Origin of the sequence: Klebsiella electrica, from assembly GCF_006711645.1 — a bacterium.
Lineage (GTDB): Bacteria > Pseudomonadota > Gammaproteobacteria > Enterobacterales > Enterobacteriaceae > Klebsiella > Klebsiella electrica.
Window position 1 is genome coordinate 767,288 of sequence record NZ_CP041247.1, and the last position, 17,715, is coordinate 785,002.

Below are 17,715 nucleotides of genomic sequence, written 5' to 3' on the forward strand. Positions count from 1 at the left end.
AACCAAAATGTGATTTATGTCAGATAACTCACTTCTTCCGCTGGACAGACATTCCTTTTATTCCTCGTTTCGCTTATTCTAGCTGAAGCGTTTCAGTCGTTTAAATGTTCGACAATTAATCAATCAGTCGCAGTTTGCGACGGGTAAGGTTTCCCTTCGGGCGTTGCTGGATTACTCTGTCAGCCATCTCAAATCAGGGACAACCTTGCAGGAGACCTATGACCATACGCATCGCGATTAATGGCTTCGGTCGCATAGGACGCAACGTGGTTCGCGCTTTATATGAATCCGGGCGTCGTGCGGAAATCACCGTGGTGGCAATCAACGAGCTGGCGGATGCGGCGGGCATCGCGCATTTGTTGAAATATGACACCAGTCATGGGCGCTTTGCCTGGGATGTTCGCCAGGAGAGAGAGCAGCTTTACGTCGGCGATGATGCCATACGTCTGCTGCACGAACCTTCGATTGAGGCGTTGCCCTGGCGGGAGCTGGCGGTTGATATTGTTCTCGATTGTACCGGCGTATACGGCAGCCGCGAACACGGCGAAGCCCATATTCGGGCAGGGGCGAAGAAAGTGCTCTTTTCCCACCCCGGCAGCAGCGATCTCGACGCAACCGTTGTATTTGGCGTCAACCATGATGAGTTGCGCCCGGAGCACCGTATTGTCTCTAACGCCTCCTGCACGACCAACTGCATTATCCCGGTCATAAAACTGTTAGATGATGCCTACGGCATCGAGTCAGGAACGGTAACGACAATCCACTCCGCCATGCACGATCAACAGGTGATCGATGCTTATCATCCGGATCTGCGCCGTACGCGCGCGGCCAGCCAGTCGATTATTCCGGTTGATACCAAACTCTCTGCGGGGATCACGCGAATTTTCCCGCAGTTTAACGACCGTTTCGAGGCGATTGCGGTCCGCGTACCGACGATTAATGTGACGGCAATTGACCTTAGCGTGACGGTGAAAAAACCCGTAAAGGCTAACGAAGTCAACCAGTTGCTGCAAAAAGCAGCACAAGGTGCATTTCATGGTATAGTTGACTATACGGAATTGCCGTTGGTCTCGATAGATTTCAACCACGACCCGCACAGCGCTATCGTTGATGGCACGCAAACCCGGGTCAGTGGTGCCCATCTGATCAAAACATTGGTCTGGTGTGATAATGAATGGGGCTTTGCTAACCGGATGCTCGACACGACGTTAGCGATGGCCGTTATTGGTTTCAGGTGAGACATCCCTGCGCAACATTGCTCGCGATGGAGCGCATGGCGTCTGCAAAACTTTAAGAATCATTGAGAGGATTCACCATGTCTGTAATTAAGATGACCGATCTGGATCTGGCTGGTAAACGCGTTTTTATCCGTGCCGATCTGAACGTACCAGTCAAAGACGGGAAAGTAACCAGCGACGCGCGTATCCGTGCTTCTCTGCCGACCATTGAGCTGGCGCTGAAACAGGGTGCTAAAGTGATGGTTACTTCTCACCTGGGTCGTCCGACCGAAGGCGAGTACAACGAAGAATTCTCTCTGCTGCCGGTTGTTAATTACCTGAAAGACAAACTGTCTAACCCGGTACGTCTGGTTAAAGACTACCTGGATGGCGTTGAAGTGGCTGCCGGTGAACTGGTCGTGCTGGAAAACGTTCGCTTCAACAAAGGCGAGAAGAAAGACGACGAAGCGCTGTCTAAGAAATACGCGGCGCTGTGCGACGTGTTTGTGATGGACGCTTTCGGTACCGCACACCGCGCTCAGGCTTCCACTCACGGTATCGGTAAATTCGCCGATGTTGCGTGCGCAGGCCCGCTGCTGGCGGCTGAACTGGACGCGCTGGGTAAAGCGCTGAAAGAGCCGGCTCGTCCGATGGTTGCTATCGTGGGTGGTTCTAAAGTTTCCACTAAACTGACCGTGCTGGATTCCCTGTCTAAAATCGCTGACCAGCTGATCGTCGGTGGCGGCATCGCCAACACCTTCGTTGCCGCTCAGGGCCACAACGTCGGTAAATCCCTGTACGAAGCTGACCTGGTTGACGAAGCGAAACGTCTGCTGACCACCTGCGACATCCCGGTTCCGACCGACGTTCGCGTGGCAACTGAGTTCTCCGAAACAGCGACCGCAACGCTGAAATCTGTTACTGACATCAAAGATGACGAGCAGATCCTGGACCTCGGCGACGTTTCCGCACAGAAACTGGCTGAAATCCTGAAAAACGCGAAAACTATTCTGTGGAATGGTCCGGTCGGCGTATTCGAATTCCCGAACTTCCGCAAAGGGACTGAAATCGTGGCTAACGCCATCGCTGACAGCGAAGGTTTCTCCATCGCCGGCGGCGGTGACACCCTGGCCGCGATTGACCTGTTCGGCATTGCGGACAAAATTTCCTACATCTCCACTGGCGGCGGCGCATTCCTCGAATTCGTGGAAGGCAAAGTTCTGCCAGCAGTAGCCATGCTCGAAGAGCGCGCTAAGAAGTAATTCAGTTCAGGCGGGGTAACCCGCCTGTTTTTCAGCGCGCTTAAAGGCTCGCGAACCTTCTTCAACGGTCGAAGATACAGATACAGGATTAAGTAACATGTCTAAAATTTTTGATTTCGTAAAACCGGGCGTCATCACTGGCGACGACGTTCAGAAAGTGTTCCAGGTAGCTAAAGAAAATAACTTTGCTCTGCCGGCGGTTAACTGTGTGGGTACTGACTCCATCAACGCCGTTCTGGAAGCTGCTGCAAAAGTTCGTGCTCCGGTTATCGTTCAGTTCTCCAACGGCGGCGCTGCGTTTATCGCTGGCAAAGGCGTGAAAACTGACGTTCCTCAGGGCGCAGCAATCCTCGGTGCTATCTCTGGCGCACATCACGTTCATCAGATGGCTGAACACTACGGCGTGCCGGTTATTCTGCACACCGACCACTGCGCGAAGAAACTGCTGCCGTGGATCGACGGCCTGCTGGACGCGGGTGAAAAACACTTCGCTGCTACCGGCAAACCGCTGTTCTCTTCTCACATGATCGATCTGTCTGAAGAGTCCCTGCACGAAAACATCGAAATCTGCTCTAAATATCTGGCGCGTATGGCCAAAATGGACATGACGCTGGAAATCGAACTGGGTTGCACCGGTGGCGAAGAAGACGGCGTGGACAACAGCCACATGGACGCTTCTGCCCTGTACACTCAGCCGGAAGACGTTGATTACGCGTACACTGAGCTGAGCAAAATCAGCCCGCGTTTCACCATCGCCGCTTCCTTCGGTAACGTACACGGCGTGTACAAGCCGGGTAACGTCGTCCTGACCCCGACCATCCTGCGCGATTCTCAGGAATATGTTTCTAAGAAACACAACCTGCCGCACAACAGCCTGAACTTCGTTTTCCACGGCGGTTCCGGTTCTTCCGCTCAGGAAATCAAAGACTCCGTAAGCTACGGCGTTATCAAAATGAACATCGATACCGACACCCAATGGGCAACCTGGGACGGTATCCTGCAGTACTACAAAACCAACGAAGCTTACCTGCAGGGCCAGCTGGGCAACCCGAAAGGCGAAGACCAGCCGAACAAGAAATACTACGATCCGCGCGTATGGCTGCGTGCTGCACAGACGTCCATGGTGACTCGTCTGGAGCAGGCATTTAAAGAGCTGAACGCGGTAGACGTTCTGTAAGAAAAATCTTTTTCTTGCCCGAAAGCCCGCTGCACAGCGGGCTTTTTTTATGGTTGAACAACGCGATATCTCGCGGTGAACTGTGATCAACTTGGCAAAACACGGGCATATTGTTTACCCTTAGTTAACCTGTCACTGTACAGGTTTGGTTTTTTATTCCCCCTACGGGTATTCATAAGGAAGATTAAATGGAAGAGTTGAACGTTGGCGATAGCCTACACAACGCCAGTTCCTGGCTGGTGCGCAATCAGGAAGTCCTGCTGAGCTATGCCGTCAATATCGTTGCCGCTATCGCGATTATTATCGTCGGTATGATTGTGGCACGGGTCATCTCTAATACGGTGAACCGACTGATGCTGGCGCGTAAGATTGATGCGACCGTTGCCGATTTTCTGTCCGCCCTGGTGCGCTATGCCGTTGTCGCGTTCACCCTGATTGCCGCATTAGGCCGCGTAGGCGTGCAGACGGCATCGGTGATCGCCGTCCTCGGCGCCGCCGGTTTAGCCGTAGGCCTGGCGCTGCAAGGCTCGCTGGCGAACCTTGCCTCCGGTGTGCTGCTGGTGACTTTCCGTCCGTTCCGCGCAGGGGAATACGTTGATCTTGGCGGCACGGCGGGGACGGTGCTCAACGTGCAAATTTTCTCCACTACGCTGCGCACGGCTGACGGAAAAATCATCATCATCCCGAATAAGAAGGTGATCGAAGGCAATATCACTAACTTCTCGCGCGAGCCGGCACGCCGTAATGAACTTATCATTGGCGTGGGGTATGACTCCGATATTGAGCTGGTGAAGAAGCTGATCACCGATATTATTGAATCCGACGATCGCATCCTTAAAGATCGTGAAAGGGTTGTCCGTCTGAATGAACTCGGCGCATCGTCCATCAATTTTGTGGTACGCGTGTGGAGTAAAAGCAGCGATCTGCAAAACGTCTACTGGGATGTGCTGGAACGTGTGAAGCGCGATTTTGATGCCAACGGTATCAACTTTCCCTATCCGCAGATGGATGTGAATGTTAAAAGTCTCAAAGAGCCTTCTGAGTAATCTCCCCGGCCCGGCGTCTCCTGTCGGGCCTGTTATTAGCATCGCTAATAGTTAATAAATATTTTCCATTTCCTCTAATAAAAACGCTTCTGTATAGTCTGCGCTTATGACGAAAGAGTAGGGTTTTTATTATGCTATCTTATTATTTTCAGGGGCTTATGCTGGGCGCTGCGATGATCCTGCCGCTTGGCCCGCAAAACGCTTTTGTGATGAATCAGGGGATTCGTCGGCAGTATCATTTGATGATCGCGCTCCTGTGCGCCTTGAGCGATCTGTTGCTGATTTGCGCCGGTATTTTTGGCGGTAGCGCATTGCTGATGCAGTCGCCGTGGCTGCTGGCGCTGGTCACCTGGGGAGGCGTGGCCTTTCTGCTATGGTATGGTTTTGGCGCTCTGAGAACGGCGTTGAGCAGCAACCTGGAACTGGCCAGCGCGGAAGTCATGAAGCAGGGGCGCTGGAAAATTATCGTCACCATGCTGGCGGTCACCTGGCTTAACCCGCATGTCTATCTCGACACTTTCGTCGTGCTGGGCAGCCTGGGGGGACAGCTGGCCGTGGAGCCAAAGCGCTGGTTTGCGTTAGGCACCATTAGCGCGTCATTCCTGTGGTTCTTTGGCCTGGCGCTGCTGGCGGCGTGGCTGGCGCCACGCTTGCGTACTGCGCGAGCGCAGCGGATTATTAATGTGTTGGTTGGTCTGGTGATGGGGTTTATTGCGCTGCAGCTGGCGAAAGATGGTCTCCAGCATGTCCAGGCCCTTTTTTACCAGGCTTAGTCCGATGGACTTTCGCTGCGGACGCGTTAAGCTTGCAGACATGCGTCCGTAGACGGGCGACCCAATGTAAGATGGAGACACGACAGTGAAGTTAAAACTCATGGCCCTCGCGGCAGCAATCGGATTGAGTGCGGTGGCAGTACAGGCAAATGAATTGCCGAATGGCCCACACATTGTAACCTCGGGTACCGCCAGCGTCGCCGCTGTACCGGATATCGCCACTCTGGCGATTGAAGTGAACGTTGCCGCGAAAGACGCCGCATCGGCGAAAAAACAGGCCGACGATCGCGTGGCGCAGTATCTCTCTTTCCTCGAAAAGAATGGCATCGCCAAAAAAGATATCAACTCAGCAAACCTGCGTACCCAGCCTGATTACGACTATCAGAATGGCAAAAGCATTCTGAAAGGCTACCGCGCGGTGCGCACCGTCGAAGTGACGTTGCGTCAACTGGACAAGCTGAACGGCCTGCTGGATGGCGCGCTGAAAGCGGGTCTGAATGAAGTTCGTTCTGTTTCGCTGGGCGTTGCGCAACCGGATGCCTATAAAGATAAAGCGCGTAAAGCGGCCATTGATGACGCGGTACATCAGGCGCAAGAGCTGGCGTCAGGCTTCCACAGCAAGCTGGGACCGGTGTATAGCGTGCGTTACCATGTGTCGAACTATCAGCCGAGCCCGATGGTACGCATGATGAAGGCGGCCGATGCGGCGCCGGTTTCCGCGCAGGAAACCTACGAGCAGGCGACCATTCAGTTTGACGATCAGGTCGATGTGGTGTTTGAACTGCAGCCCGCTCAGCCCGCTGCGGCCCCCGCAGCGCCGGCTAAGCAGCCTGATGCGGCACAGTAAGCCATAAAACAAAAAGCCACTTCATCTGAAGTGGCTTTTTTATCACCGGCGTTTAGTCCTGGCGCAGCACCTTGTGGCCGTAATCGATCAATGCATCGGTGACCCGACGCATCATCCGGCTTTCCGGCGCGAAGCGGTGCCAGTAGAGCATCCGACGCTGAAACAGCCCCGGCGTGAGGTCGATAAGCTCGCCGCTGTTGAGCTCTTTTTCAATCTGCAGATGCGGGATCATACAGCAGGTGGTGCCCTGGCGCGCAAGCTGCACAAAGGCTTCAGAAGAGTTAACGATATGGCACGGGACGCTGCCCGGCGGCAAATCGAAGTTCTGCTGTAAAAACGCCTGATGCATATCATCCAGATGATCGAAAGCGACAACCGGCGCTTTCAGCAGCGCTGAGCGGGTGACGCCGTTAGGGAAATAGCGTTGCGCAAACTCTTTCGAGGCGACGAACAGGTAGTCCAGCGCCCCGAGTTGATCCACCAGACAGCTTGGCAGCGCCTGCGGCTGAATACTCACCGCGCCGACCACTTCGCCGCGGCGCAAGCGTTCCTGAGTTCGGGTTTCATCTTCCACCTGCAGATTGAGGCGGATAGGGGAGTCGGAAAGGACGTTAGACAGCGCGGGCAAAAGCCAGGTCGCCAGACTGTCGGCGTTGACCGCCAGCGACAGCAGCAGCGGCGTGGAGCCGGTCTGTTCATCGCCCAGCCACTCCTCTTCAAGCAGTTCAACCTGACGCAGCAGAGCCAGCAGTTTCTGTCCTTGCTCGGTCGGACGCGGCGGCACGGTACGGACCAGCAGCGGCTGGCCGAACATATTTTCCAGCTGTTTTATACGCTGAGAGACGGCGGACTGTGTAATGCATAGCTTCTGCGCGGCGCGCTCAAACCCACGTTCTCTGATCACCGCATCCAGCGCTTGTAATGTTCTGTAGTCCGGTCGTTTCATTATTCTGGCGTACCCCTATCACTTTTCATTAACTCGCACTATGACATAAATTCGCTTTTGATGAAGATGAAAAATGGTCTGTTCAGTTGTGTGACCGTGCCGCAGGGACAATTCCGCCCCCGGTGTTCTATAATGCGCCACAGGTATTCACATCTCGGACCATAATCATGACGCAAGATGAACTGAAAAAAGCAGTAGGCTGGGCGGCATTGCAGTATGTACAACCGGGCACCATCGTGGGTGTCGGCACGGGCTCCACGGCCGCGCATTTTATCGATGCGCTGGGCACCATGAAAGGGCAGATTGAAGGCGCTGTTTCCAGCTCTGATGCCTCCACCGAAAAACTGAAAAGCCTTGGCATTCCGGTTTTCGATCTTAACAGCGTGGACCGTCTGGGGATCTATGTTGATGGCGCTGACGAGATTAACGGCCATATGCAGATGATCAAAGGTGGTGGGGCGGCGTTAACCCGCGAAAAGATTATCGCCTCGGTAGCCGACAAGTTTATCTGTATCGCTGATGCCTCTAAGCAGGTGGATATTCTGGGCAAATTCCCGCTGCCGGTAGAAGTCATCCCGATGGCGCGTAGCGCAGTTGCGCGTGAGCTGGTGAAGCTGGGCGGTCGTCCGGAGTATCGCCAGGGCGTGGTGACCGACAACGGTAACGTGATTCTTGACGTGTTCGGCCTGGAAATTCTGGATGCCATCGCGCTGGAAAATAAAATTAACGGTATTCCTGGCGTCGTCACCGTCGGCCTGTTTGCCAACCGCGGAGCGGATGTGGCACTGATCGGAACCGCCGATGGCGTGAAAACCATCGTAAAATAATATAATTGGGGGGGCGAATGGCTCCCCCGCAAATATTTTTTCTCCAGGCTGAATTTGGTGACTTCTGTCACATTTATGTGCTATGCCTTAGTAACAATCTACCTTTTCTTTTCTTTCTGGTGTTTTGTCCTGTCATTTCCCTCTGCGTGATATTTCTTCAGGTCGTCGACGCAAACGTTCATATTGCCGCGATAGTTTTTTTTGATATGTTGCTGAGAAGAACTTTCGTTCGGCACGACATCAGATAAGACAAAACAGGACGGGGAAATGGCTAAGGTATCACTGGAAAAAGACAAAATTAAGTTTCTGCTGGTTGAAGGTGTGCATCAAAAAGCGCTGGAGAATCTTCGCGCGGCGGGCTACACCAATATCGAATTTCATAAAGGTGCGCTGGACAGCGAAGCGCTGAAAGCGTCGATCCGTGATGCCCATTTCATTGGCCTGCGTTCCCGTACGCATCTGACTGAAGAGATCTTCGCCGCAGCGGAAAAACTGGTGGCGGTCGGCTGTTTCTGTATCGGTACCAACCAGGTTGATTTAGACGCGGCAGCGAAACGCGGGATTCCCGTTTTCAACGCGCCGTTCTCAAATACCCGCTCCGTTGCTGAGCTGGTCATTGGCGAACTGCTGCTGATGCTACGCGGCGTACCGGAAGCTAACGCCAAAGCGCACCGCGGCGTGTGGAACAAACTGGCGGTCGGCAGTTTTGAAGCGCGTGGTAAAAAACTGGGGATTATCGGCTACGGTCACATTGGTACCCAGCTGGGTATTCTGGCTGAATCTCTGGGTATGCACGTCTATTTCTATGATATCGAAAGCAAACTGCCGCTGGGTAACGCCACCCAGGTCCAGCATCTCTCCGACCTGCTGAATATGAGCGATGTAGTCAGTCTGCATGTGCCGGAAAACGCCTCCACCAAAAATATGATGGGTGCGCAGGAACTGGCGCTGATGAAACCTGGCGCGCTGCTGATCAACGCCTCGCGCGGTACGGTTGTGGATATCCCTGCGCTGTGCGATGCGCTGGCGCGTAAGCACCTGGCGGGGGCGGCGATTGACGTCTTCCCGACCGAACCGGCGACCAACAGCGATCCGTTCACCTCGCCGCTGTGCGAGTTTGACAACGTCATTCTGACGCCGCATATCGGCGGCTCGACTCAGGAAGCGCAGGAAAATATCGGTCTGGAAGTGGCCGGTAAGCTGGCGAAGTATTCCGACAACGGTTCAACGCTCTCTGCGGTGAACTTCCCGGAAGTCTCTCTGCCGCTGCACGGCGGACGCCGTCTGCTGCACATCCACGAAAACCGTCCGGGCGTGCTCACCGCTATCAACCAGATCTTTGCTGCGCAGAGCATCAACATTGCAGCACAGTATCTGCAAACCACGCCGCAGATGGGCTATGTGGTGATTGATATCGAAGCTGAAGAAGATGTAGCTCAGCAAGCGCTGCAGGCCATGAAGGCAATCCCGGGTACCATTCGCGCCCGTCTGCTGTTCTAACTCCTTTTTTACCAGCGGGCAGGTCATCGACCTGCCCCTTTTCTCCTGATAGACCCTTCTGCAATTTCCCGTCGCCATACCAAACGCTTTGCGAGTCTTGCCGCAAACGGTGATTAAAGCCGATTGAAGTCGTTGTGCCTGAAAGAAAGGAATCTACGATAAAGACTCAGCGTGGGGCTGAAACGGGAAAGCCCCTACCGAGGCAGGGGCTCTAAAAGGAAAGGGACGATGATGAGACTCTTTATCATGCTGCTTATCCTGTTAATCATTGCCTGGCCGGTATATTAACAGAGAGAATGCAGGAGGGAGGTTCGCCTCCCTCACCCTTTACCCAGGAATTTAGGTGAAAAAATCAGCAATGTCAATTGTTCGGGCATTTTACCAGAGCCAGGTTTTTGACGGCGTGATGACTGCGGGCAGCGGGATATCCCACTGCTCCGTCGGCAGCGCGTCGACCTGTTGGCAATCATGAGCGTAGCCGACCGGCTGCAGGCGATGCTGCCGCCAGTTTTGCAGCGTCCGGTCGTAAAATCCGCCGCCCATTCCCAGGCGCTGTCCCGCGGCATCAAACGCGACCAGCGGCGTTACCAGTACATCCAGCTGGCTCAGAGGGAGGACATCCCGGACGTCGAGCTTCGGTTCGCGGATTTTCAGGCGATTCACCACCAGATCGCTGCTTGGGTGGTAGTGCAGAAACAGAAGATTGCCGGGGCTGAACGGATGAAGCACGGGGAGATACACCCGTTTGCCCGCCCGCCAGAGCTGATCAATCAGCGCCCGCGTATCCAGCTCGCCATCAAACGAAAGAAATACCGCGACCGTATGCGCGAGCAGAACCGGCGTATACGCCATCATTCTGTCCGCCGCCTGGAGGGCGAACTGCGTTTGCTGCTCCGGCGTTAACGCGCGTCGGCGTTGTCGGATCTGCTGGCGAATTTGCTGCCTGGTATAGGGGGGATCTGACAGTAGAGTCATACCTGAGTCTCATCGGTAAGCAAACGATACAAACAGGCGTAGTTTAATACACGACGGCAAAAGCCGAAAATTAACTTAGGGGGGATGAAACGAAAAAGAAGGGAATCTCCGAGATGCCGCCGCAGGCTGTAACCCTTGAACCCTTGGTTCAAGGTGAATGCGTCGTCACAGTTTTAAGGCTTCTCGGACGGACCGAGCATGCTCACCAACCATGGAGCGCCACATTCTTGTGGTATGAAATATCGGCTCAGGGGACTGGCCCGCTTGCAAACATCTCAGAGAAATTTTGTTCTTGCGCTTACTCTAACACAGTTAACTGCAAAGTGTTATTCAAACTTCGGCCCGGTTCTTTCGCTTATGCGACCTTGCTCAAGCAACGCTTGTTCGATGGTCTGCTGAAGCATCCGAATACGCTGTTCCATGTTGGAGGCGTAATCGCGGGTTTTCGCTTTTTCCTGAGTCAACTCGTAGCTGATGTTCAACGCGGCGATGAAGACCAACTGCTCAGTATTTGTGACTCTAGTGCGTTCTTTTAAATCTTGCAACCGCTGATTCAGGTCATCAGCTGCCTGATTCAAGGCATCCCTTTGTTCAGGCGGGCAATTCACACGCAGTGAACGGCCAAAAATTTGGAGATCGACGGGTTGTGCAGACATGCCACCTTCCTGCTGATTGACTGCGCGGCCTTCACGCCCGAATCCGGGGCTGCAAAGGGGCGACACTATAGCTACCCTGGTGCGAAGGTACAAGCCCTATTCTGGTTCACCAGGGTCCAAAGTGGTAGCATATCATGAATATTCCTCCCAACGATGACGAATGCGCATGTCTATACAGAACGAAATGCCTGGCTACAACGCCGTAGACCAGTTACTGAACCAACAGGGCGTGGGCTTAACCCCGGCCGAAATGCACGGTTTGATCAGTGGGATCCTGTGCGGCGGCAATAAAGACAGCAGCTGGCAGCCGCTGGTGCACGACCTGACAAACGAAGGCCTCGCATTCGGGCATGAGCTGGCCGAGTCTCTGCGCGCCATCCATTCCGTGACCAGCGACTCGCTGGAAGACGACGGTTTCCTGTTCCAGCTCTATTTACCGGAAGGTGACGCGGTCAGCGTGTTTGAACGCGCCGACGCGCTGGCCGGTTGGGTTAACCATTTCCTGCTCGGACTGGGCGTCACGCAGCCTAAACTGGATAAAATCAAAGACGACACCGGCGAAGCCATCGACGACCTGCGTAACATTGCGCAACTGGGGTACGACGAAGACGAAGATCAGGAAGAGCTGGAGATGTCGTTGGAAGAGATTATCGAGTATGTGCGCGTCGCTGCGCTGCTGTGCCACGAAACCTTTTCTCGCCAGCAGCCAACCGCACCGGAAGTTCGCAAGCCAACATTACACTAACGATAATTTGTTGAGGGGGCGTCATGACACAGCAGGAATTTCTTTCTCGTCGCCAGGCATTGCTGGCGCAGATGCAGCCAGGCAGCGCCGCGCTGATTTTCGCCGCACCGGAAGCGGTCCGCAGCGCCGATTCAGAATACCCCTACCGGCAGAACAGCGATTTTTGGTACTTCACGGGATTTAATGAGCCGGAAGCCCTGCTGGTGTTGATTAAAAGCGACGACACTCACAACCATAGCGTGCTGTTTAACCGCGTCCGCGATCTGACAGCAGAGATCTGGTTCGGCCGTCGTCTGGGGCAGGAGGCCGCGCCGTCAAAGCTGGGCGTCGACCGCGCTCTGGCGTTCAGCGAAATTAATCAGCAATTATTCCAGCTGCTTAACGGCCTTGATGCTATCTATTTTGCCCAGGGCGAATATGCCTATGCCGACAAAATCGTTTTCACCGCGCTGGAAAAACTGCGTAAAGGCGTGCGCCAGAATCTGCAGGCGCCCGGCTCAGTGATTGACTGGCGGCCGATGGTGCATGAGATGCGCCTGTTTAAATCGCCGGAAGAGCTGGAGGTGATGCGTCGCGCTGGCGAAATTTCCGCGCTGGCGCATACCCGTGCGATGCAGAAATGCCGTCCGGGCATGTTCGAATACCAGCTGGAAGGAGAAATTCTGCATGAATTCAACCGCCACGGCGCCCGTTTTCCTTCCTATAACACCATCGTCGGCGGTGGGGAAAACGGCTGTATTCTCCATTACACGGAAAACGAATCCGAGCTGCGCGATGGCGATTTGGTGCTGATTGACGCCGGCTGTGAATACCGCGGCTATGCCGGCGATATTACCCGCACCTTCCCGGTGAACGGTAAATTCAGCCCGGCGCAGCGCGAGATTTACGATATTGTCCTCGAATCGCTGGAAACCGCGCTAGAGCTTTACCGTCCTGGCACCTCGATTCAGCAGGTTAACCAGCAGGTGGTGCGCATCATGATTAGCGGTCTGGCGCGCCTCGGCATCCTCAAAGGGGATATCGACGAGCTGATGGTGAACAACGCCCACCGTCCGTACTTTATGCACGGCCTGAGCCACTGGCTGGGACTCGATGTCCATGATGTCGGCCGCTACGATGTCGATCGTTCGCGTCTCCTTGAGCCGGGCATGGTATTGACCGTCGAACCGGGTCTCTATATTGCCGTCGACGCCGATGTGCCGCCGCAGTATCGCGGCATTGGCGTGCGTATTGAAGACGATATTGTCATTACCGCAGACGGTAACGAAAACCTGACCGCTGGCGTGGTGAAAAAAGCCGACGATATCGAGGCGCTGATGGCGGCGGTGAGGCGGTCATGAGCGTCCTGATCGTTGGCGGAGGGATGACCGGGGCGACGCTGGCGTTAGCTATTTCCCGTTTAACCGACGGCGCGCTGCCGGTGCATCTGGTCGAGGCGGCGCCGCCGGATTCATCGCAGCATCCGGGGTTTGATGCCCGCGCGATTGCGCTGGCGGCGGGAACCTGCCAGCAGCTGGCGCGTATCGGCATCTGGCAAGGCATTGCCGATTGCGCGACGCCGATTCAGCGCGTCCACGTCAGCGACCGTGGGCACGCGGGATTCGTGACTCTCGAGGCGCAGGATTACGGTCTGGCGGCGCTAGGCCAGGTGGTGGAGCTGCACGATATCGGCCAGCGCTTGTTTGCGCAACTGCGCGAAGCGCCGGGGATTACCTTGCATTGCCCGGCGAAAGTTGAAGACGTCACCCGACGGGAGGAGGGCGTCAGCATGACCCTCGACAGCGGCGAGACGATTGAAGGCCAGCTGCTGGTCGCCGCCGACGGTTCGCGCTCCACGCTGGGCGCCCGCTGCGGCATGAGCTGGCAGCAGCAGCCCTACGAACAGCTGGCGATTATTGCCAACGTCAGCACGGCGTTGCCCCATGAAGGGCGCGCCTTCGAACGCTTCACCGAACAGGGTCCGTTGGCCATGCTGCCGATGTCGCACGGACGCTGTTCGTTGGTCTGGTGCCACCCGCAGTCGCGGCGCGATGAGGTGCTGGGTTGGTCCGACGCACAATTTTGCGAGCAGCTGCAGCAGGCGTTTGGCTGGCGGCTGGGGCGCATCACGCATGCCGGGAAGCGCAGCGTTTATCCATTGGCGTTGACTACCGCTACGCGTCCGGTTTCCCATCGCCTGGCGCTGGTCGGTAATGCGGCGCAGACGCTGCATCCCATCGCCGGGCAGGGCTTTAATCTCGGCCTGCGGGATGTGATGAGCCTGGCGGAAACGCTGGCGCAGGCCTGCGCTGACGGCCAGGATCCCGGCGATTACTCGCTTCTTTGTCACTATCAGGCGCGGCGAGCGGATGATAAGGCCGCGACCATCGGTGTGACCGATGGGCTGGTGCATCTGTTTGCTAATCGTTGGGCACCGCTGGTGGTGGGGCGCAACGTGGGTCTGATGGCGATGGAATTATTCACCCCGGCGCGCGACGCGCTGGCGCAGCGTACCCTCGGTTGGGTTCCTCGTTAAGGAGTTGAACGTGCAAAGTGTTGATGTTGCCATTGTTGGCGGTGGCATGGTGGGCCTGGCGGTCGCCTGCGGTTTACAGGGCAGCGGGCTGCGGGTTGCGGTGCTGGAACAAGCCGAGCCGCAGCCGTTAAACGCCGACGCGCCGCCGGCGCTGCGGGTATCCGCCATTAACGCCGCCAGCGAAAAACTGCTTACCCGGCTGGATGTCTGGCCGGAGATTATCGCCCGGCGCGCCAGCTGCTATCACGGAATGGAAGTGTGGGATAAGGACAGCTTTGGCCACATCAGCTTTGATGATCAGAGTATGGGTTTCAGCCACCTTGGCCATATTATTGAAAATACGGTCGTTCATCATGCGCTGTGGCAAAAGGCGCAGCGTTGTGCCGACGTCACGCTGCTGGCCCCGGCTCAGTTGCAGCAGGTGGCATGGGGAGAAAACGAAGCATTTCTCAGCCTGCAGGATGGCAAGATGTTGACCGCCAGGCTGGTGGTCGGCGCCGACGGCGCGAACTCGTGGTTGCGCAACAAAGCGGATATATCGCTGACGTTCTGGGACTATCGCCATCATGCGCTGGTGGCCACCATTCGTACCGAAGAGCCGCACCAGGCGATTGCCCGACAGGCGTTCCACGGCGACGGCATTCTGGCGTTTCTGCCGCTGAGCGATCCGCATCTGTGTTCGATAGTCTGGTCGCTAGCGCCGCAGGAAGCGCAGCGGATGCAGCAGGCCGACGAGGCGGTGTTTAATCAGGCGCTGAATATTGCCTTCGATAACCGGCTTGGTCTGTGCCAGCTGGCAAGCGAGCGTCAGACTTTCCCGTTGACCGGTCGCTACGCGCGCCAGTTCGCCGCCCATCGCCTGGCGCTGGTTGGCGATGCCGCGCACACCATCCATCCGCTGGCCGGCCAGGGGGTGAACCTGGGCTTTATGGACGCAGCGGAACTGATCGATGAACTCCGTCGTCTGCATGCGCAGGGCAAAGATATCGGTCAGCACTTGTACCTGCGTCGCTATGAACGTAGCCGCAAGCACAGCGCCGCGATGATGCTGGCGGGGATGCAGGGCTTTCGCGAAATGTTCTCCGGCAGCCACCCGGCGAAGAAACTGCTGCGCGATATTGGCCTCAAACTGGCGGATACGCTACCCGGCGTCAAACCGCAGTTGATCCGCCAGGCAATGGGCCTAAACGATCTTCCTGCCTGGTTACGTTAAGCGCGTCACACTTCTCTCTCCCGGCTCCGCGCCGGGTTTTCTCCTCTCATTTGAAATAATCTAATTTCACCCATTTTTTCGCATTAGTTTTATTAATGCCTCTCTTTTTTTGAAACAGAAATCAGGCCTCTTTTTTCGCATAAAATACCATCATGCTCGGTGTTGTCAGTCTCAGATGTTAATTTTATGTGGCTTAAATCGCTTTTTCCCAGTCAATAACTCTGTAGTCTTTTTAGCGACTTTTAGTCATAAGCTAATGTGATGTCCTGATTTAGCTTATGGTTTAGCGCCGGGTTCGGTGGTAAGTTCAGGCCAAAGAGAACGTTTGCGTCGGCACCTGGACATCGCGCCGACGGCGGATTTCCTGGTGCAAAATCGCCCCAATGACATCGCCCACCCCAGTAGCGGGTTCCGTTTTATTCGATGAGGAAAAGATGGCTCAACAGACTCCGTTGTATGAACAACACACGCTGTGCGGCGCTCGCATGGTGGACTTCCATGGCTGGATGATGCCGCTACATTATGGTTCCCAGATTGATGAGCACCATGCGGTGCGGGGCGACGCCGGAATGTTCGATGTTTCGCACATGACCATCGTCGATTTCCACGGCAGCCGCATTCGGGAGTTCCTGCGCCATCTGCTGGCTAACGACGTCGCGAAGCTGACGGTGCCTGGCAAAGCGCTGTATACCGGCATGCTTACCGCGTCCGCCGGCGTCATCGATGACCTGATTGTCTATTTCCTTCGCGAAGATTATTTCCGCCTCGTGGTTAACTCCGCCACCCGTGAAAAAGATCTCGCCTGGATTACCCGGCAGGCTGAACCCTATGGCCTTGAGGTGACGGTCCGTGACGATCTTTCGCTGATTGCCGTACAGGGGCCGCAGGCGAAAGCGAAAGCGGCAACCCTGTTCACCGACGCACAGCGTCAGGCTGTAGAAGGGATGAAACCGTTTTTTGGCGTGCAGGCCGGCGATCTGTTTATTGCGACCACCGGTTATACCGGTGAAGCCGGGTACGAAATCGCTATGCCGAATGAGCAGGCCGCTGATTTCTGGCGTGGCCTGCTGGACGCTGGCGTGAAGCCGTGCGGTCTGGGCGCTCGCGATACCTTGCGTCTGGAAGCGGGGATGAACCTGTATGGTCAGGAGATGGATGAAAGCATCTCTCCGCTGGCGGCGAATATGGGCTGGACCATTGCCTGGGAACCCGCCGATCGCGCGTTCATCGGCCGCGAAGCGCTGGAACTGCAGCGTGAAAAAGGTACCGAGCAACTGGTGGGACTGGTGATGACCGAGAAAGGCGTCCTGCGCGGCGGTTTGCCGGTGCGCTTTAGCGATGCAGACGGTAATCAGAAAGAAGGTATTATCACCAGTGGCACCTTCTCGCCGACGCTGGGCTACAGTATCGCGCTGGCGCGCGTACCGGCCGGTATCGGCGAGACGGCCATTGTGCAAATTCGCAACCGCGAAATGCCGGTAAAAGTGACTAAACCTGTTTTTGTACGCAACGGCAAAGCCGTGGTGTGATTCCCCCTTTTCTGGAGATTAATTGATGAGCAACGTACCAGCAGAACTGAAATACAGTAAAGAACACGAATGGCTGCGTAAAGACGCTGACGGCACCTACACCGTCGGGATCACCGAACATGCCCAGGAACTGCTTGGCGATATGGTTTTCGTCGATCTGCCGGACGTCGGCACAACTGTTGAAGCAGGCGACGACTGTGCAGTTGCCGAGTCGGTGAAAGCGGCTTCGGATATTTATGCCCCGATTAGCGGCGAGATTGTGGCGGTGAACGAAGAGCTGAACGACTCTCCGGAGCTGGTGAACAGCGACCCGTACGCAGACGGCTGGATCTTCAAAATTAAGGCCAGCGATGAAACACAGGTTGCGGCCCTGCTTGACGCGGCTGCCTATACGGCGCTGCTGGAAAACGAGTAAATATCTTACCCCTTCACGCTGCGGGCATCCGCTGCCGGCAGCGTGAATGATTTTTGTCTGTTCAGGTAAGTA

At 55.6% G+C, this 17,715-nt stretch carries 17 protein-coding genes and 1 other RNA gene; 14 read left to right on the forward strand and 4 right to left on the reverse strand.

Annotated elements, in window-relative coordinates:
* Positions 1-218 precede the first annotated feature (218 nt).
* From epd to Electrica_RS03740, 6 genes are all read left to right on the forward strand, one after another.
* Positions 219-1,238 carry an erythrose-4-phosphate dehydrogenase gene (gene epd, locus Electrica_RS03715; protein WP_100683405.1) on the forward strand — a complete coding sequence of 340 codons (1,020 nt, stop codon included), beginning with the start codon at positions 219-221 and terminating at the stop codon, positions 1,236-1,238.
* A gap of 77 nt (positions 1,239-1,315) precedes the next feature.
* A complete protein-coding gene (pgk, locus tag Electrica_RS03720; RefSeq protein WP_141963496.1) occupies positions 1,316-2,479 on the forward strand; it encodes a phosphoglycerate kinase in 1,164 nt (387 codons plus the stop codon).
* Between the two features lie 97 nt (positions 2,480-2,576).
* Positions 2,577-3,656 (forward strand): class II fructose-bisphosphate aldolase, encoded by a 1,080-nt coding sequence (gene fbaA, locus Electrica_RS03725; RefSeq protein WP_100683403.1) that lies wholly within the window; start codon positions 2,577-2,579, stop codon positions 3,654-3,656.
* A gap of 188 nt (positions 3,657-3,844) precedes the next feature.
* The gene (gene mscS / locus Electrica_RS03730; RefSeq protein WP_100683402.1) at positions 3,845-4,702 is read left to right on the forward strand and encodes a small-conductance mechanosensitive channel MscS; all 858 of its coding nucleotides are present in this window, start codon (positions 3,845-3,847) and stop codon (positions 4,700-4,702) included.
* Between the two features lie 131 nt (positions 4,703-4,833).
* Positions 4,834-5,475 carry an arginine exporter ArgO gene (argO, locus tag Electrica_RS03735; protein WP_131048592.1) on the forward strand — a complete coding sequence of 214 codons (642 nt, stop codon included), beginning with the start codon at positions 4,834-4,836 and terminating at the stop codon, positions 5,473-5,475.
* Positions 5,476-5,560: 85 nt separating this feature from the next.
* Entirely contained in the window at positions 5,561-6,322 is a 762-nt protein-coding gene (locus Electrica_RS03740) for an oxidative stress defense protein (RefSeq protein WP_131048593.1), read from the forward strand.
* Between the two features lie 52 nt (positions 6,323-6,374).
* Here the strand turns inward: Electrica_RS03740 and argP are convergent, their stop codons facing one another.
* Positions 6,375-7,268 carry a DNA-binding transcriptional regulator ArgP gene (gene argP, locus Electrica_RS03745; protein ID WP_004867418.1) on the reverse strand — a complete coding sequence of 298 codons (894 nt, stop codon included), beginning with the start codon at positions 7,266-7,268 and terminating at the stop codon, positions 6,375-6,377.
* Positions 7,269-7,435: 167 nt separating this feature from the next.
* Between argP and rpiA the strand changes: the two genes are divergently transcribed.
* On the forward strand, positions 7,436-8,095 hold the full coding sequence (gene rpiA, locus Electrica_RS03750; RefSeq protein ID WP_004867416.1) for a ribose-5-phosphate isomerase RpiA: 660 nt from the start codon (positions 7,436-7,438) through the stop codon (positions 8,093-8,095).
* 267 nt (positions 8,096-8,362) lie between these two features.
* Complete coding sequence (serA, locus tag Electrica_RS03755) at positions 8,363-9,595, forward strand: phosphoglycerate dehydrogenase (RefSeq protein WP_141963498.1); 1,233 nt, start codon at positions 8,363-8,365, stop codon at positions 9,593-9,595.
* A 378-nt stretch (positions 9,596-9,973) separates the two neighbouring features.
* Here serA and Electrica_RS03760 read toward each other — a convergent pair whose 3' ends face one another.
* From Electrica_RS03760 to zapA, 3 genes are all read right to left on the reverse strand, one after another.
* Positions 9,974-10,570 carry a 5-formyltetrahydrofolate cyclo-ligase gene (locus Electrica_RS03760; protein ID WP_100683398.1) on the reverse strand — a complete coding sequence of 199 codons (597 nt, stop codon included), beginning with the start codon at positions 10,568-10,570 and terminating at the stop codon, positions 9,974-9,976.
* Between the two features lie 101 nt (positions 10,571-10,671).
* Positions 10,672-10,855: non-coding RNA, 6S RNA (ssrS, locus tag Electrica_RS03765), on the reverse strand.
* 41 nt (positions 10,856-10,896) lie between these two features.
* Positions 10,897-11,226, reverse strand: a complete 330-nt coding sequence (gene zapA / locus Electrica_RS03770) for a cell division protein ZapA (RefSeq protein ID WP_141963500.1) — start codon at positions 11,224-11,226, stop codon at positions 10,897-10,899.
* Between the two features lie 166 nt (positions 11,227-11,392).
* Here zapA and Electrica_RS03775 point away from each other — a divergent pair, with 166 nt between their 5' ends.
* The 6 genes from Electrica_RS03775 to gcvH all read left to right on the forward strand — a co-directional run bounded on the left by Electrica_RS03775 (position 11,393) and on the right by gcvH (position 17,643).
* Positions 11,393-11,971, forward strand: coding sequence for a YecA/YgfB family protein (locus Electrica_RS03775; protein WP_133121729.1), 579 nt, complete (start codon positions 11,393-11,395; stop codon positions 11,969-11,971).
* Between the two features lie 23 nt (positions 11,972-11,994).
* Complete coding sequence (gene pepP / locus Electrica_RS03780; RefSeq protein ID WP_141963502.1) at positions 11,995-13,311, forward strand: Xaa-Pro aminopeptidase; 1,317 nt, start codon at positions 11,995-11,997, stop codon at positions 13,309-13,311.
* The gene (gene ubiH, locus Electrica_RS03785; protein WP_141963506.1) at positions 13,308-14,486 is read left to right on the forward strand and encodes a 2-octaprenyl-6-methoxyphenyl hydroxylase; all 1,179 of its coding nucleotides are present in this window, start codon (positions 13,308-13,310) and stop codon (positions 14,484-14,486) included. Before pepP ends, ubiH begins: the two co-directional genes overlap by 4 nt.
* 10 nt (positions 14,487-14,496) lie before the next feature.
* Positions 14,497-15,699, forward strand: coding sequence for an FAD-dependent 2-octaprenylphenol hydroxylase (ubiI, locus tag Electrica_RS03790; protein WP_141963508.1), 1,203 nt, complete (start codon positions 14,497-14,499; stop codon positions 15,697-15,699).
* A 434-nt stretch (positions 15,700-16,133) separates the two neighbouring features.
* Positions 16,134-17,228 (forward strand): glycine cleavage system aminomethyltransferase GcvT, encoded by a 1,095-nt coding sequence (gcvT, locus tag Electrica_RS03795; RefSeq protein ID WP_100683392.1) that lies wholly within the window; start codon positions 16,134-16,136, stop codon positions 17,226-17,228.
* A gap of 25 nt (positions 17,229-17,253) precedes the next feature.
* On the forward strand, positions 17,254-17,643 hold the full coding sequence (gene gcvH, locus Electrica_RS03800) for a glycine cleavage system protein GcvH (RefSeq protein WP_141963510.1): 390 nt from the start codon (positions 17,254-17,256) through the stop codon (positions 17,641-17,643).
* Positions 17,644-17,715 lie beyond the last annotated feature (72 nt).

What these genes read in the sequence shown, in the direction of transcription:
- epd (WP_100683405.1), top strand. Translation starts at nt 219, where the DNA reads ATGACCATACGCATCGCGATTAATGGCTTCGGTCGCATAGGACGCAAC.
- pgk (WP_141963496.1), top strand. Translation starts at nt 1,316, where the DNA reads ATGTCTGTAATTAAGATGACCGATCTGGATCTGGCTGGTAAACGCGTT.
- fbaA (WP_100683403.1), top strand. Translation starts at nt 2,577, where the DNA reads ATGTCTAAAATTTTTGATTTCGTAAAACCGGGCGTCATCACTGGCGAC.
- mscS (WP_100683402.1), top strand. Translation starts at nt 3,845, where the DNA reads ATGGAAGAGTTGAACGTTGGCGATAGCCTACACAACGCCAGTTCCTGG.
- argO (WP_131048592.1), top strand. Translation starts at nt 4,834, where the DNA reads ATGCTATCTTATTATTTTCAGGGGCTTATGCTGGGCGCTGCGATGATC.
- argP (WP_004867418.1), bottom strand. Translation starts at nt 7,268, where the DNA reads ATGAAACGACCGGACTACAGAACATTACAAGCGCTGGATGCGGTGATC.
- rpiA (WP_004867416.1), top strand. Translation starts at nt 7,436, where the DNA reads ATGACGCAAGATGAACTGAAAAAAGCAGTAGGCTGGGCGGCATTGCAG.
- serA (WP_141963498.1), top strand. Translation starts at nt 8,363, where the DNA reads ATGGCTAAGGTATCACTGGAAAAAGACAAAATTAAGTTTCTGCTGGTT.
- Electrica_RS03760 (WP_100683398.1), bottom strand. Translation starts at nt 10,570, where the DNA reads ATGACTCTACTGTCAGATCCCCCCTATACCAGGCAGCAAATTCGCCAG.
- zapA (WP_141963500.1), bottom strand. Translation starts at nt 11,226, where the DNA reads ATGTCTGCACAACCCGTCGATCTCCAAATTTTTGGCCGTTCACTGCGT.
- Electrica_RS03775 (WP_133121729.1), top strand. Translation starts at nt 11,393, where the DNA reads ATGTCTATACAGAACGAAATGCCTGGCTACAACGCCGTAGACCAGTTA.
- pepP (WP_141963502.1), top strand. Translation starts at nt 11,995, where the DNA reads ATGACACAGCAGGAATTTCTTTCTCGTCGCCAGGCATTGCTGGCGCAG.
- ubiH (WP_141963506.1), top strand. Translation starts at nt 13,308, where the DNA reads ATGAGCGTCCTGATCGTTGGCGGAGGGATGACCGGGGCGACGCTGGCG.
- gcvT (WP_100683392.1), top strand. Translation starts at nt 16,134, where the DNA reads ATGGCTCAACAGACTCCGTTGTATGAACAACACACGCTGTGCGGCGCT.
- gcvH (WP_141963510.1), top strand. Translation starts at nt 17,254, where the DNA reads ATGAGCAACGTACCAGCAGAACTGAAATACAGTAAAGAACACGAATGG.